Genomic DNA, 14957 nt, shown 5'->3' with positions numbered 1-14957 from the left:
CGGGCACCCGGCCGGTTATCCGACCGTCCAGGTCTCGCGCCCGGTGAGCAGGGACTGGAGCGTGTCGGGACCGATGGGGCTCTTTTCCCGGGCCGTGTCGGTCTGGTAGCGCACCGCGTCGTCGTAGGTCGGCCGCGAGACGCTGCGGAAGATGCCGGTGACGACGTGCTCGAGCCCTTGGTCGGACAGGCGCGAGAGCGCGTACGCGTATTCCGGGTCGTCGGCGTAGGCGTCGTGCACGACGATGTCGGACTCCGCGACGCTGTCGGTGCGGGCCACCGCGAGCCCGAAACCCTTTCGTACGACCGCGAATTCGCCCTCCGCGCCGAAACGGATCGGCTCGGCGTGTCGCAGGGGGATCAGATGGTCCGCGGCGTTCTCCCGGCGCAGCACGTCGAAGGAGCCGTCGTTGAAGATCGGGCAGTCCTGCAGGATCTCCACGAACGACGTGCCGCGGTGCTCCGCGGCGGCGCGCAGTACCTCGGTGAGTCCCGCGCGATCGGAATCCAGCGCGCGGGCGGCGAAGGTCGCCTCGGCCCCCAGCGCCACCGAAAGGGTGTTGAACGGATGGTCCACCGAGCCCATCGGGGTCGACTTGGTGACCTTGCCCTGCTCCGAGGTCGGTGAGTACTGCCCCTTGGTCAAGCCGTAGATCCGGTTGTTGAACAGCAGGATCGTCATGTTCACGTTACGGCGCAACGCGTGGATCAGGTGGTTGCCGCCGATGGACAACGCGTCGCCGTCACCGGTCACCACCCAGACCGACAGGTCGGGCCTGCTGACCGCCAAACCGGTCGCGATGGCGGGCGCACGACCGTGGATGGAGTGGATGCCGTAGGCCTCCAAGTAGTACGGGAAGCGGCTCGAGCAGCCGATCCCGGACACGAACATCAGATTCTCCCTGCGCAATCCGAGTTCGGCGAGGAAGCCGCGCACCGTCGCCAGGATCACGTAGTCGCCGCAGCCCGGGCACCAGCGCACCTCCTGATCGGAGGTGTAGTCCTTCACCTTCTGCGGTCGGTCCGCGGACGGCACCCCGGACACTCCGGTCAGTCCCAGATCGGTGCCGACCAGCGAGGTCTCCACGATGGTCATGCGTTACCCCCAGCCGTGTGGTACGTGGCCCGCGCCCGTGCGGCGAAGACCTTGTTCTGTTCCATCTCCGTGATCGACCCGTCCAGTGCCGCGTCGATGACCCCGACCAGTTCCTGGGCGGAGAACGCGGTGCCCGCGATCTTCGTCCACGGCCGCACGTCGACCAGGTACCTGGCGCGCAACAGTGTGGCCAGCTGCCCGCCGTTCATCTCCGGCGCGACCACGACGCGGTAGCGGCGCAGCACGTCACCGAGGTTGGCGGGCAACGGATTCAGGTGACGCAGATGTGCCTGGGCCACCGGAACCCCGCGACGCCGCGCGCGCCTGCACGCCTCACCGATCGGACCGTAGGAGCTGCCCCAGCCGATCAACAGCAGCTCGGCGCCGCCGTCCGGATCGTCGACCACGAGGTCGGGCACATCGATGCCGTCGATCTTGGCCTGCCGCAGGCGGACCATGAGTTCGTGGTTGGCCGGGTCGTAGGAGATGTTGCCGCTGCCGTCCGCCTTCTCCAGACCGCCGATGCGGTGGGCGCGCCCCTTCGTGCCCGGGACGGCGAGCGGGCGCGCGAGTGTGTCGGGATCGCGCGCGTACGGCTGGAAGGGGTCGGCGTCCTCGCCTTCCGGTTCGAACGCGGGGTCGATCGGTTCCAGATCCGTGACCTGGGGAATGGACCAGGGCTCGGAGCCGTTGGCGATCGCGCCGTCGGACAGCAGCAGCACCGGCGTGCGGTAGGTGAGTGCGATCCGCGCGGCTTCCACCGCGGTGGCGAAGCAGTCGGCGGGGGAGCGCGGCGCGAGCACCGCCACGGGCGATTCGCCGTTGCGGCCGTAGAGCGCCTGCAACAGGTCCGCCTGCTCGGTCTTGGTCGGCAGGCCGGTGGACGGTCCGCCGCGTTGGACATCGATCACGACCAGCGGCAGCTCCGTCATCACGGCCAGGCCGATGGTCTCGCTCTTGAGCGCGAGTCCGGGACCGGAGGTACTGGTGACGCCGAGCGCGCCGCCGAGCGAAGCGCCCAGCGCCGCGCCGATTCCGGCGATCTCGTCCTCGGCTTGGAAAGTGGTGACGTCGAAGTTCTTGTGCTTGCTCAGTTCGTGCAGGATGTCCGAGGCCGGCGTGATGGGGTAGGTGCCGAGGAAGACCGGCAGCCCCGCGAGCTGACCGGCGGTGATCAGGCCGTAGGCGAGCGCGGTGTTGCCGGTGATCTGGCGGTAGGTGCCCGGCGGCAGCTTCGCGGGCGCGATCTCGTAGGTCGTGGCGAAGCTCTCGGTGGTCTCGCCGTAGTTCCAACCCGCACGGAACGCCAGGATGTTGGCCTCGGCGATGTCCGGTTTGGTCGCGAACTTCTCCCGCATGAACTGCTCGGTGCCGCCGATCGGTCGCCCGTACATCCAGGACAGCAGGCCTAGGGCGAACATGTTCTTCGCGCGCTGGGCGTCCTTCTTGCCGACTCCGGTCGATTCGGTGGCGCCGAGGGTGAGCGAGGTCATCGGGACGCGGTGGACCACGAAATCCGACAGCGTGTCGTCGGCCAGTGGATCGGCGGGGTAGCCGACCTTGGCGAGGGCCCGCTTGGTGAACTCGTCGGTATTGACGATGACGGTGGCGCCGCGCGGGAGATCCTCCAGGTTCGCCTTCAGCGCGGCGGGGTTCATCGCGACCAGCACGTCGGGCTGGTCGCCCGCGGTGAGGATGTCGTAGTCGGCGATCTGGATCTGGAAGGACGAGACGCCCGGCAGGGTGCCCTGTGGCGCTCTGATCTCGGCCGGGAAGTTGGGCTGGGTGGCCAGGTCGTTACCGAAGGCGGCGGCCTCGTGGGTGAAGCGATCGCCCGTCAGCTGCATTCCGTCGCCGGAATCCCCGGCGAACCGAATGACGACCTTTTCCAATTTCGCTGTGCCGACATCTTTTTGGTGTGAAACCATATGCCTGCTTCACTTCCTCGTCGCTGAGAGGTGCCATCGCCAAACTACTCCGTCGAATGCGGTGCGCGCCCCGAAGTGCGAGGACCGGCGAGATTCGGCGAGGATGGCGTCAGGCGAACAATGCCAGCTGCGCGTCGGTCGTGTGCGCGGTTTCGGGTCGTGTCTCCGGTTCGGGTTGCCTGCGCGCCGTCAAACCGTGCTCCGCCAGCAGCGGAGCGACTCGCGCGCGCAGCCAGGCGGAGTACTCCGGCGTGACGTAGGCGCCGCCGCGGTAGAGCCGGCGGTACCGGCGCAGCAACGCCGGATGGTGCTCGGCCAGCCAGGACAGGAACCAGCCCCTGGTGCTGCCGCGCAGATGCATGGGGAACGCGACGGCGGATTCGGCTCCCGCCTCGGCGATCGCGCCGAAGATCGCGTCCAGATGTGCCCGGCCGTCGGTGAGGCAGGGAATGACCGGCGCGACCAAGACGTTCACGGCGAACCCCGCGTCGGTGAGGGCCCGCACCAGCTCCAGGCGAGCACGCGGGGACGGCGTGCCGGGTTCCAGGCTCTGGTGCAGATCCTGATCGAGGATCGCGATGGACACCGCGAGGCTCACCCGCACCTCGCGCGCGGCCGACGCGAGCAACGGCAGGTCCCGGCGCAACAGCGTGCCCTTGGTGAGGATGGAGAAAGGGGTGCCGGACTCGGCCAGCGCGACGATGATGCCCGGCATCAGTCGATACCGGCCCTCGGCGCGCTGATAGGGATCGGTGTTGGTGCCGAGCGCGACCGGTTCGCGGCGCCAGGACCGCCTGCCGAGTTCCTTGCGCAGCACCGCGGCGACGTTCGTCTTCACCACGATCTGCGAGTCGAAATCCCGGCCCGCGTCCAGATCCAGGTACTCGTGCGTGCCGCGTGCGAAACAGTAGCGGCACGCGTGGGAGCAACCGCGCATCGGATTGACGGTCCACTGGAAGGGCACGTTCGCGCCCTCGGGCACCCGGTTCAGCGCGCTCTTGCACAGCACTTCATGGAAAGTGATGCCCTCGAACTCGGGCGTCCGCACGGTGCGCACCAGACCCGCCCGGGACAACCCGGGCAGCGCGCCGTCCTCGGCGTCCAGGGTCTGGTTCTGCCACCGCACCCCTTCAGTCGAACATGTGTTCTATCAGCTGTCAAGCGATCCGGCGGGTGTCGGATGGGGTGATCCGGATGGGCTCGCCGAAGAAGGCGACCAGGTCGCGGACGGTCTCGTCGAGCGGGCGCGGCCGGTAGCCCAGTTCGCGTTCGGCCTTGGCGTGGTCGACGACGGGTGCGGAGATCAGGGCGCCGAGCGCGGCCTTGGAGACGATGTCGGAGTTGAACAGCTTGCCGATCGGCGCCAGCACGGGGATGACGCCGGACACGAGCTTGGGGGAGATGGCGAACTTCGGCCCGCGCTTGCCGCCGTGGGTCGCCGCGATACGGCACAGTTCGAGCATCGAGATCATCGATCCGCCGAGCAGGTAGTTCTCCCCGGTGCGGCCGCGTTCCCCGGCCAGGATCAGGCCCTCGGCCACGTCGCGGACATCCACCAGGTCGAATCCGCCGCCGATCATGGCGGGTATGCGCCCGAGCGCCGCGTCCTTGAGCGTCCGGTTGATGCGCGACAGCGGCTTGCCGTGGTCGAGCGGGCCGAAGACGCCGGTGGGGTTGCACAGCACGGCGTCCAGGCCTCGGTCGATCACCTTGCGCAATTCCACCTCGCCCGCCCACTTCGACCGGTCGTAGACCGGCAGCGTGGGGTCGGTCGATCGCGGAGCGCTCTCGTCGATCCGCCCGCCGCAGCTGTACTGGTTGAACGCGTGGATCGAGCTGGCGTGCACCATCCGGCGCGCGCCGACCGCCAGCGCCGCCTCGGCGACCACGCGCACGCCCTCGGTGTTCACCCGCCAGGCGAGATCGTTCTTCTCGGCCAGGGTGATCACCGCGACCAGGTGGTAGACCAGCTCGGCGCCCTCCAGCGCGGCGCGCATGGATGCCGGGTCGAGCACGTCGCCCCGCACCCAGGTGACGCCGGGCGTCGCCGTCTCGGCGGGGATCGCCCGATCGATGGCGGTGACCTGGTGGCCGCGCTCGATGAGGAGGCGGAGCAGATTCGTGCCAAGGTATCCGGCTGCGCCGGTCACTGCGACCTTCATGGGACAGAGAATATAGAACTTGTTCTAATTTGCAACACGTTCCAGTTTCGTTCCGATTGCCCTGCCGTGCGGCGCGTTCGGGCTCGAAACATGCCGGTACGGTCCGCTATATTGAGCGCAACCGTAGCGGCTCTAGCCGATTCGGCAGGAGCCCGGCGGATCACGACAAGTTCAAGACGCAGCTCTGTACGACGATTTGGGGGGCAACTCGATGAGTGATCTCTCGGTAGAGACCGAGGCGGTCCGGGCGTTCGCCGCGACGAACGCGGGCATCGCCGGTGATCTCGCGGGGGCGGGCAATTTCGACGCGGTGAAGAACGTTTCCGCGCTCGTCCCGGTATTCGGCTTGATCGGGGCGGACTACCTGGCGATGTTCGCCGCGGCACAAGTGTTGCAGGCCAAGGACATCAACGATCTGTCGGCCAAGTACGCCAAGCTCTCGGACTCGGCCTTCAGCGCCGCGGCGGCCTACGACGCCGCCGACTGGTCCAACGCCGGCGCGCTCGGCTCGATCACGGGCCAGATCGGGGGCGCGGTATGAGACCGCTGGACAGTGGCGTCATCGCGCCGGAGGACGACGCTGTCGCGCACGCGGCCGAGCAGAACGTCGCCATCGGCCAGCAGACGGTCTTGGACGCGCTGCAGCAGTCGCCGGCCCAGGCGGTGCTCGACCTGCCGCTGCCCCAATTGCCCGAAGACCTGCCGCCCATCGAGCCGCCCGCCTTCGTGCTGTCGCGCAAGATTTCCGAGGAGCAGCATTCGGCGGGCGCCGTGCCTGCCGGTCTGCCCGGACTGAACGGCGCACCGGGCGCACAGGACGTGCCCGGCGTGCCGCACGAGGCGTCGGCGCTGCTCGGCGACATGAACACAGCGGTCGGCCACGTAGCGACGCCGGTGGTGGAGGCGGCGCTCGATCAGGCGCACGGCGTGCTGAACGGCTCGCTCGCCGACGCGCCGAGCGCCGTCGCGAGCACGGTGAATCAGGCGGCGACCGCGACCGCGGCCGGGGCGCTGCCCCCCTTGCCCGCCGACCCGGTCGCCGCGCTGATGCAGGGCGTCGCGCTGCCCGCGCTGCCCGGCGTGGACGTGCTGATGAAGCCGATCCTGGACCTGCTCGGCAGCTTCGGCACCGGTGTCATCGGCGCGCTCGATCCGACCGCGATCCTCAGCCAGTCCTCCAAGATCATCGAGATGGCCATGCAGGTGGGCAAGGGAAGCATGGGCACCGTCGAGCAGTTGTGGCAGAGCCAGGCCGCCCGCAATGCCCAGGCCGCGAGCCAGCAGGCGAACGTGGAGGGGCAGGAGACCAGCCAGCGGGGCCTCGACATCTCCGAGATCACCCAGCGTGCGGCCGCGGTGGTCCAGCAGGGCAACGCCCAGCTGCTCGGCATCGCGTCCTCATTCGCCACCCAGGCGACCGCGCTCGCGCCGGTGATCCTGACCCCGCCCGCGCAGGCGACGCTGATCGCCTCGGCCACCGAACACCTCGGCCATGCCGTCGGGGTGGTCAACGCCACCCGTGGGGACCTGGCGGGCAAGACCGCCGAACTCAGTGGCATGGTGCAGCAGTTGGTCGCGCCGGGCGGCGGGCCAGCCCCGCAGGAGGTCGCGCAGGCGTTGGCGCAGAACGTCGGCCAGCCCATCCTGGAGCAGGCGCAGTCGACCGCGTCGGACACCGCGACCAAGGCGGCGGGCCTGGACTCCTACACGCCAGGGACGTCGAATCCCACGACCACGCCGTCGTCGGTGCTCAATTCGCACAGCCCCGGTACCAGCCATGGCACGCCGAGCGCGCTTCTCGGCAGCAGCCCAGGTCGGCCCGGAAGTCCGAGCACACCCTCGGTGCCCAAGCCCGGCGGCCTGCCCGGCGCCACGGCTGCTCCGATTCGCCCGGTCGGCGGTGTGCCCGGCACTACTGCATTCGGTACCGGCACACCCGGCAGCACCACCCCGGCGGGATCGAACAGCTTCATGGGCGGTCCGGCCGCCGCGGCGGGGCAGCGCAGCAACGACGAGGAACATTCGCGCAACGTGCAGCCGTACCTGAGCCCGACCGGCAACGACGATCTCACCGGCCCCCTGGGCGAGTCCACCCCCGACGTCATCGGCGCGACGCACTCCGACGAGATCATCAGTTCGGACTACGAGCAGGACCAGTTCTGACGGATGTTTCGCGCCGCACCCGGCCCGAACGGTTCACCGTCGTTCGGGCCGAGTGCAAAGCGAATGTCAGTTGTCCGGGACGAACGAGTCGAGCAGTCTCTTGTAGAGATCGGCGAAGCGTTTGCGCGCGGCCTGCTGTTCGGCGCCGAGTCCTTCGGTGGTTTCCGGCGAGTACACCACCAAATGCACGTCCTCCGAGGGCGACTGCGGCATGTAGTCGATGATCCGGCTGCTCTGATCGGTGGCCTTGGGCACCCCGAGGTCCGTCGTGGCCAGCGCCTTGGTCTCGGCCAGCGCCGCGCTCAGCACGTCGGGCGGGATGTGGCCGTCGATCCGCTTCGGCGGAGTCTCGGGACGACGCTCGGCCGCCACGGCATCGGGACTGCTGGCCGCCCGGCCGTCGGCGAAGATCTCCAACTGCGGGCGTAGATCCGTCCGGGCCTGCCATCCGTCCGGAATGGTGGTCAGCGTGAACAGCGCCAATGGTGCGCTGATCGGCGGTAGCGCACTCGGGCGGTCCAGGGCCGGGTCGCCGGTGGCGGTCCCCGAGCCCACCGCGACGATCAGCATCACAACCAGCAGAACAGCTTTCGTTACTCGCATCGATCCCATCTTCCCGGTGCTGTCCGTGTTCGCCTGCGGCGCAGACGAACTGCCGTAGATCATGACAGCGCGCCGACCCCTGCGGGAATCGGCGCGCTGAGGCGATTCGATCCGGTTCTATCGCAAGGCGGACGGATTGTTCAGATCCTGCGCCGAATAGGTGTCACAAGCACGGACCTGACCGGTCCGGTATCCGGCGAGAAACCACTTCTGCCGCTGGTCGGACGAACCGTGTGTCCACGCTTCGGGATTCACCCGCCCCTGCGCGGCGCGTTGGATGCGGTCGTCGCCGACCGCGGCCGCCGCCGACAGCGCGTCGGCGACGTCCTTGTCCGACAGCGGCTTCAGGAACGGCTGATCGCTGCCGGGCGCAGGCTGCTTGTCCGCGAAGTGTGCCCAGATGCCCGCGTAGCAGTCGGCCTGCAATTCGGTGCGCACCGCCCCGGACTCCGGCCCGCGCGGGTCGCGTTGCGCGCGGCCGAGGTCACCCAGCAGATTCTGGATGTGATGGCCGATCTCGTGGGCTACCACGTATTCCTGTGCGAGCGGACCGCCGCTGGAACCGAAGCGGTCCACCAGATCTTGGAAGAAACTGGTGTCGAAGTAGGCGGTCCGGTCGGCTGGGCAGTAGAACGGCCCCACATCGCTGGTGGCATTGCCGCAGCCGGTCGCGGTCGCGCCGGAGAACAGTACGACCTGCGGCTGGACATAGCGCTTGCCTGCCTGCTTGGGCAGTTCGGCCGACCACACGGCGTCCAGGCTCTGTGCGGTGAGCGCCACCCGGCAGTCGACGTACTTGTTGGCGTCCGCGCCGGTCTTGCAGTGGCTCGGTGTGCCCGCCGTGCCGGGTTGGGTCTGGCTCTGCTCCGGCGCGCCGGTGAAATTGCCGAGGATGGAGCCGGGGTCGCCGCCCAGCAGCAGGGCCAGCACCAGCACGATGAGTCCGCCCGCGCCACCACCCAGCGCGAGCTTGCCGCCCATGCCGGGACCGCCGGAGGAAACCCGGTCGGGATCGATTTGCATGCCCTCGTTGAAGGTCATCGTCGTCGCTTTCTCGCTCGACCGTCGGGGCCGCGCAGCCCCCGCTCGTACGGTTCCCCGATTCTCACTGCCTCGGATACAGCTTGGCATGGGCGCGGCGATATCGGTTTCCACTCGGGGAATGTGTCTCACTACGATGGACTCGCACCTGGTCACCCCGCGCCCGGTGCCAGAGTCGTCGAAAGGAACCCCGTGCTGCGCACCCACTTGGCTGGTTCGCTGCGAAGCGAGCATGCCGGTCAGACCGTCACTCTCACCGGCTGGGTGGCCCGGCGGCGTGACCACGGTGGGGTCATCTTCATCGATCTGCGTGACGCGTCCGGCGTGGCGCAGGCGGTGTTCCGCGAGGGCGCGCCCGCCGAACAGGCGCACCGGCTGCGCGCGGAGTACTGCGTGCGCGTCACCGGCACCGTGGAGCCGCGACCGAGCGGCAACGAGAACCCGGAGCTGCCGACCGGCGCCATCGAGGTGAACGTCACCGAGCTCGAGGTGCTGAACGAGAGCGCTCCGCTGCCGTTCCAGCTGGACGAGCAGCCCGGTGAGGAAGCGCGTCTGAAGCACCGCTACCTGGATCTGCGCCGCGAAGGGCCCGCGCACGCCATCCGGCTGCGGTCCAAGGTCAACGCCGCCGCACGCGAGGTGCTTGCCCGCCACGAATTCGTCGAGGTCGAGACCCCCACGCTGACCCGGTCCACGCCGGAGGGCGCCCGCGACTTCCTGGTGCCCGCCCGCCTGCAGCCTGGCAGCTTCTACGCCTTGCCGCAGAGCCCGCAGCTGTTCAAGCAGCTGCTCATGGTCGGTGGCATCGAACGCTACTACCAGATCGCGCGGTGCTACCGGGACGAGGACTTCCGAGCCGACCGCCAGCCGGAATTCACCCAGCTCGACATCGAGATGAGCTTCGTGCGCCAGGAGGACGTGATCCTGCTGGCCGAGGAGATCCTGGTCGCGCTGTGGAAGCTGGTCGGCTACGAGATCCAGACCCCGATCCCGCACATGACCTACGCCGAGGCCATGCGCCGTTTCGGCACCGACAAGCCCGACCTGCGTTTCGGTGTGGAGATCACCGAGTGCACCGACTACTTCAAGGACACCCCGTTCCGGGTGTTCCAGGCGCCTTATGTCGGCGCGGTGGTCATGCCCGGCGGCGCGAGCCAGCCGCGGCGCCAGCTCGACGCCTGGCAGGACTGGGCCAAGCAGCGCGGCGCCAAGGGGCTGGCGTACGTGCTGGTGAACGAGGACGGCACGCTGGGCGGTCCGGTCGCCAAGAACCTCAGCGAGGCCGAGCGGGAGGGCCTGGCCAAGCACGTCGGCGCGGTTCCGGGTGACTGTGTGTTCTTCGCGGCAGGCGCGGCCAAGGCGCAGCGCGGTCTGCTCGGCGCGGCGCGGGTCGAGATCGCCCGCAAGGTCGGGCTCATCGATGAGGACGCCTGGTCGTTCGTGTGGGTCGTGGATGCCCCGCTGTTCGAGCCCACCGTCGAGGCGACCGCGAGCGGCGACGTAGCGGTGGGCCACTCCGCTTGGACCGCGGTGCACCACGCGTTCACCTCGCCGAAGCCGGAGTCGCTGGACACCTTCGACACCGATCCGGGCTCGGCGCTGGCCTACGCCTACGACATCGTCTGCAACGGCAACGAGATCGGCGGCGGATCGATCCGTATCCACCGCCGCGACGTGCAGGAACGCGTCTTCGAGGTCATGGGCATCAGCCATGAGGAGGCGCAGGAGAAGTTCGGCTTCCTGCTGGACGCCTTCGCCTTCGGCGCCCCGCCGCACGGCGGCATCGCCTTCGGCTGGGACCGGGTCACCGCGCTGCTGGCAGGCGAGGACTCGATCCGCGAGGTCATCGCGTTCCCGAAGACCGGCGGCGGCGTCGACCCGCTGACCGACGCGCCCGCGCCGATCACCGAGCAGCAACGCAAGGAAGCGGGACTGGACGTCAAGCCGGAGCAGAAGAAGGGCGCGGACAGCAAGACCGCGCCGTAGCGAGGCGCCCGCCCGAACGGTACCTTCTGGTCAGCCACGTCTCTGCTCGAGGACGCCGACCGCGAGGAAATCCGTTGCTGCACTTGCGCATGATCAGCCCGCCGGAGATCACCGACGAGGTGCTCGCGGTGCTCGCCGCCGACCCGGGGGTCACGCACGTGACCCTGGCACGCGGCGCCGCTCTGGAGCCGAAGGGTGACCTCGTGCAGGCGGACGTGGCTCGCGAGGCCGCCAACGACGTGCTCGACGATCTGGCCGCGCTGGGCGTGTCCCGCTCCGGCGGCCTGACGCTCACGCCGGTGGAGACGATGCTGTCGGAGGCGGGCGAACGTGCGGTTCACGAGGCGCCGGGCGATCCGAGTGACGCGGTGGTGTGGGAGGAACTGCTCGCGCAGACACACGAGGAGTCGAGTCTCAACGCGACGTTTCTCGCCTTTCTCACCATCGCCTGCCTGCTCGCCGCGGTCGGCGTCGCGACCGATTCGTCGGTGACCGTCGTCGGCGCGATGGTCGTCGGTCCGGAGTTCGGGCCGCTGGCGGCCTTCGCGGTGGCTCTGGTGCGCAGGGAATTCCGGCTCGCCCGCCGGTCGGCCATCGCGCTCGCGGTCGGTTTTCCGGTGGCGATGGTGGTCACGCTGCTGGCGACGCTGGTGTGGCAGCAGGCTGGCTGGATCGCCATCGACGGGGTCTCCGGTATCGATGAAGTCGACTTCATCTACCAGGTGGGACCATTCTCCTTGGTCGTCGCGCTGCTGGCGGGCGCGGCTGGCATGCTGTCGCTGGTGACCGCGAAATCGGCCGCGCTGGTCGGCGTGTTCATCTCGGTGACCACCGTGCCCGCGGCCGGCTTCGCCGTCGTGGCGGCGACCCTGGGGGAATGGCGGGTGGCGTTCATGTCCGCGGGTCAGCTCGCGGTGAACATGGTGGGTGTCATCGTGGCCGGGGTCATCGTGCTCGCGCTGCGGCCTCGCACGGGTAAGGAGGCCGGACCGCTCGAACGATTCACACAGTGGATCGGGAGGCGCTCACCGATCGGCAGGTGAGGCGGGCTTTACCGCGCGGCGACCGTGCCGCCGGTGAGCGTGCGGTAGGCGTAGGTCACCGCGATGGTGGCGACCGGGCCCGCCACGAGCAGGCCGAAACCGCACAGGAGTAGCCCCAGGAAGGTCACCACCAGCACTGCCAGCGCGAGCAGCAGCACCTGCCAGGCGTTGGACACCACCAGCGTGAAGCTGGACTTCAGCGCCTCGAACGGACCCTGGTCCTGATCGACGACGAAATGCAGCGAGAACATGCACAGCCACCCGGCGATCAACCCGGGAAGCAAGCAGATCGCCGAGCCGAGGAAGGTCAGCAGGAACGCCAGCAGCGCGGTGAGCAGCACATTACCCGCGTTCACGAACCGGAAATAGGCGCCGAACGGTGGCGGAGTGCCGTCGGTCTCGTACAGTGCGCCGCGCACCATCGCCGCCTGCAACAGCCATATCCCGGCCATGACCGCCAAGAAGATGAACAGCAGCGGCAGCATGGTCGTCGGATCGGTGAGTTGGACGACGAGCAGGAACCCCAGATAGATGACCAGGCCCACCGCGGTCACCCCGACCCACGGCCCTGGATTGGCCCGGAACGCCGCCAACCCGTAGCTGAGCGCCTGGCCCACGTCCAGTGTGCTCGGACCGGTGGGGACCTGCTGGTAGCCGTAGACCGGCTCCTGGACCGGCGCGGGGCCTGCCGGGTTCCAGCCCGGCCCGGTGCCCGGCGGGCCGTAGCTGGGGTGCGGGGCGCCCCCGGGCGGGGGCGGTGGTTCACTGCCGTAGTGCGCCGCGCCGGGGCCCTCTGCCTGCGGATATCCGGAAGAACCCGCCATTTCCTGGCGGGCGTGGCCGGTCCCGGGGCCGGGAGCCTCTGGATGCGGGCTCCCGTGTTGGCCCTGCCGGGCCGCGAAGTGTTCGTCGTCGTTGGGGGAGGAAGCGCCGCCAGCTGATTGTTTGGGTGCGGGGGGCGGGGTTTCGGTCACGCGGAGACCTTTCCACTCAACTGGTTTGCGGTGTGGCGCACGGCAGTTGACGATGAGAAAACCCCACGGGTGCAAAGGTGTCAAGCGACCGGCGGCGGCTGTCCAGCCTCGCCGCGGACACGCCGGGCGACGCGGAAAGGTTGTGTAACCGCTCGCTAGAAGTGACCCGATGCGAGTAACTTGAGAGGCGATGACCGCACTATTGGCCGAACGCGCCGCCGAAGTCGTGTCCGCAGCGCAACAGTTGCTCACAAAGCGAATGGGTGCTCCGGTAAAGCTGAGCGATCCGATCGAACTCAGCGGTAGTGGTAGGACGACGGTCCTACGTGTGCGTGTAGCGGAGAACGCGTTCTCGTTGCCGCGAACCCTGATTGTCAAGCAGGTCCGCGGGGCCGCCCAGGATCGCCGGACCGGCGGCTTGGCCCCCGGGGTGGCCAGCATCGATTCCGCCTTCCTACGCGAGGCGGTGTCCTACCAGTTCACCACCGCGCTGAGCCGGGAGCACCGCCCGGGCGCGTACCTGATCGCCCACAGCCTCCCCGACCGACTGCTGATCCTCAGCGATCTCGGTGAGAACTCGCTGCTGACCGCCGTCCTGCACTCGGGCGCCGAGCCGGCCACCCGCAACGCCCTGATGGCGTTCGCCCAGGCGCTGGGCCGCATGCACGCCGCCACCGTCGGGCGCGAGGCGGACTTCGTCGCGTTGCTGCGCCGGGTCGACGTGGTGCACCGGGTGGACGGCATCGCGCAGCAGGCCGAGACGGCGATCGCCGAGGTGCCTGGCATGCTGCAGCGCGAACTGGGCATCGAGGTGCCCGGCGAGATCGCCGAGCGGATCGTGCGCGGCAATCGGCTCTTCTCGGCGGGTCGTTTCCGGGCGTTCAGCCCTTCGGACCTCTGCCCGGACAATGTGATCTTGAACGAGGAGGGCGCTCGCTTCCTCGATTACGAGTGGGGCGGCTTCCGCGACGCCACCCTCGACATCGCCTACGCGCTGGTGTCCTTCCCCGGCTGCCTGTGCGACGTCGAACTCTCCCGGGAACGAGCCCAGCAGATGGTGGAGGCCTGGCGTGCGGAGGTCGTGGGCGTGTGGCCCGCCCTGGCCGACGACGAACAGCTCGCCGAACGCATCCTGGAAGCCCGGCTGATCTGGGTATGGCTGTCCACCTACTGGTTCCTGCCCGCCGATCACACGCGTATCGCGGCCGCCAGGGAGCACGGGTTGTCGGTGCCGCGGTCGGCGGCGCTGATCAACCGCTGGGCAGCGCTCGCCGAAGACGCGCGCTGCACGGGTGACGACATCGTCGGTGACTTCGCCGAGGACGTTTCGGCGATGCTGGAAGAGCGTTGGTCGGAATAGGACTTGCGCCGGTGTCCGCCAAGCTCGGCGCGGCCGTGCGATCGGCCGCGACGAAGCCGGATATGGATGCCGCGCCGCTGCACGATGCGGGCGCTCGAAGCCCGGCGGCGGTGGTCCGCCGTTTTCCGCGGACCTCCGTCCGCTGGACCGCTGGGTGACCTGTGGTCCGGAGTGTCCCGTCAGCCCCGGTTACGGGCAAACCCCGGAAGGGCATGTCGCCGAATGCTTGCGCGTCGTAGCCGGTCGGAACCACCGGAGTGATCGACGTCCGGGAGATATCGTGCGCTGCCGGCTCTCAGCAACCTCCGGCCTGCGCAACCGGATATGAATTGCCCTCTCGCCCAGGCACAATGAGAGGTTCGGAGCGCTCGGTCATCAGAGGTGCGAGCGCTGGGAAGAGGGAGTGCCGGGTGGGTCGGCTAGTGCTCGTTTTGCTTGTGATCGTTGTCGTCGCCGCGGTGATCGGCGTCGTGATCTCCCGACGGAACAAGGCACGTCGCCGGGTCGGCGATGACCCGGCGACACGTGCCCGCGCGGCCGGAGCCCAGCTCAGCAGGGAGACGCGCGCCCGTCAGTGGCGGAACAAGCCGCAAGGTAAGAGC

12 protein-coding genes are annotated in these 14957 nt (G+C 68.9%); 5 read left to right on the top strand and 7 right to left on the bottom strand.

The annotated features are described in order from the left end of the window. Positions 1 to 15: 15 nt before the first annotated feature. The 4 genes from M8859_RS32305 to M8859_RS32290 all read right to left on the bottom strand — a co-directional run bounded on the left by M8859_RS32305 (position 16) and on the right by M8859_RS32290 (position 5185). The gene (locus tag M8859_RS32305; RefSeq protein ID WP_195071720.1) at positions 16 to 1095 is read right to left on the bottom strand and encodes a 2-oxoacid:ferredoxin oxidoreductase subunit beta; all 1080 of its coding nucleotides are present in this window, start codon (positions 1093 to 1095) and stop codon (positions 16 to 18) included. Continuing rightward, positions 1092 to 3023 carry a 2-oxoacid:acceptor oxidoreductase subunit alpha gene (locus M8859_RS32300; RefSeq protein ID WP_159919332.1) on the bottom strand — a complete coding sequence of 644 codons (1932 nt, stop codon included), beginning with the start codon at positions 3021 to 3023 and terminating at the stop codon, positions 1092 to 1094. Before M8859_RS32300 ends, M8859_RS32305 begins: the two co-directional genes overlap by 4 nt. A gap of 109 nt (positions 3024 to 3132) precedes the next feature. Continuing rightward, positions 3133 to 4149, bottom strand: coding sequence for an Rv2578c family radical SAM protein (locus M8859_RS32295; protein WP_159919330.1), 1017 nt, complete (start codon positions 4147 to 4149; stop codon positions 3133 to 3135). 31 nt (positions 4150 to 4180) lie between these two features. Then, entirely contained in the window at positions 4181 to 5185 is a 1005-nt protein-coding gene (locus M8859_RS32290) for an NAD-dependent epimerase/dehydratase family protein (RefSeq protein ID WP_159919328.1), read from the bottom strand. A gap of 211 nt (positions 5186 to 5396) precedes the next feature. On the opposite strand from M8859_RS32290, the gene M8859_RS32285 reads away from it, so the two are divergent. Together M8859_RS32285 and M8859_RS32280 are read left to right on the top strand one after the other, a co-directional pair. Beyond that, positions 5397 to 5726 carry a type VII secretion target gene (locus tag M8859_RS32285; RefSeq protein WP_195071721.1) on the top strand — a complete coding sequence of 110 codons (330 nt, stop codon included), beginning with the start codon at positions 5397 to 5399 and terminating at the stop codon, positions 5724 to 5726. Next, a complete protein-coding gene (locus M8859_RS32280) occupies positions 5723 to 7348 on the top strand; it encodes a hypothetical protein (RefSeq protein WP_195071722.1) in 1626 nt (541 codons plus the stop codon). Before M8859_RS32285 ends, M8859_RS32280 begins: the two co-directional genes overlap by 4 nt. A gap of 66 nt (positions 7349 to 7414) precedes the next feature. Here the strand turns inward: M8859_RS32280 and M8859_RS32275 are convergent, their stop codons facing one another. Together M8859_RS32275 and ypfJ are read right to left on the bottom strand one after the other, a co-directional pair. After that, positions 7415 to 7951 carry a hypothetical protein gene (locus tag M8859_RS32275; protein WP_159919324.1) on the bottom strand — a complete coding sequence of 179 codons (537 nt, stop codon included), beginning with the start codon at positions 7949 to 7951 and terminating at the stop codon, positions 7415 to 7417. A gap of 117 nt (positions 7952 to 8068) precedes the next feature. After that, on the bottom strand, positions 8069 to 8992 hold the full coding sequence (gene ypfJ, locus M8859_RS32270; protein ID WP_159919322.1) for a KPN_02809 family neutral zinc metallopeptidase: 924 nt from the start codon (positions 8990 to 8992) through the stop codon (positions 8069 to 8071). A gap of 192 nt (positions 8993 to 9184) precedes the next feature. Between ypfJ and aspS the strand changes: the two genes are divergently transcribed. After that, positions 9185 to 10978: an aspartate--tRNA ligase gene (gene aspS, locus M8859_RS32265; RefSeq protein WP_159919320.1), complete on the top strand. Its 1794-nt coding sequence runs from the start codon at positions 9185 to 9187 to the stop codon at positions 10976 to 10978. 74 nt (positions 10979 to 11052) lie between these two features. After that, on the top strand, positions 11053 to 12021 hold the full coding sequence (locus M8859_RS32260) for a DUF389 domain-containing protein (protein WP_195071723.1): 969 nt from the start codon (positions 11053 to 11055) through the stop codon (positions 12019 to 12021). Between the two features lie 8 nt (positions 12022 to 12029). Here the strand turns inward: M8859_RS32260 and M8859_RS32255 are convergent, their stop codons facing one another. Continuing rightward, the gene (locus M8859_RS32255) at positions 12030 to 12995 is read right to left on the bottom strand and encodes a hypothetical protein (RefSeq protein WP_195071724.1); all 966 of its coding nucleotides are present in this window, start codon (positions 12993 to 12995) and stop codon (positions 12030 to 12032) included. 190 nt (positions 12996 to 13185) lie between these two features. Here M8859_RS32255 and M8859_RS32250 point away from each other — a divergent pair, with 190 nt between their 5' ends. Next, complete coding sequence (locus tag M8859_RS32250) at positions 13186 to 14355, top strand: phosphotransferase family protein (RefSeq protein WP_159919318.1); 1170 nt, start codon at positions 13186 to 13188, stop codon at positions 14353 to 14355. The last annotated feature ends 602 nt before the right edge of the window (positions 14356 to 14957 follow it).

The organism is Nocardia sputi, from assembly GCF_023501985.1.
This window is presented reverse-complemented; position numbering and strand designations above follow the sequence as displayed.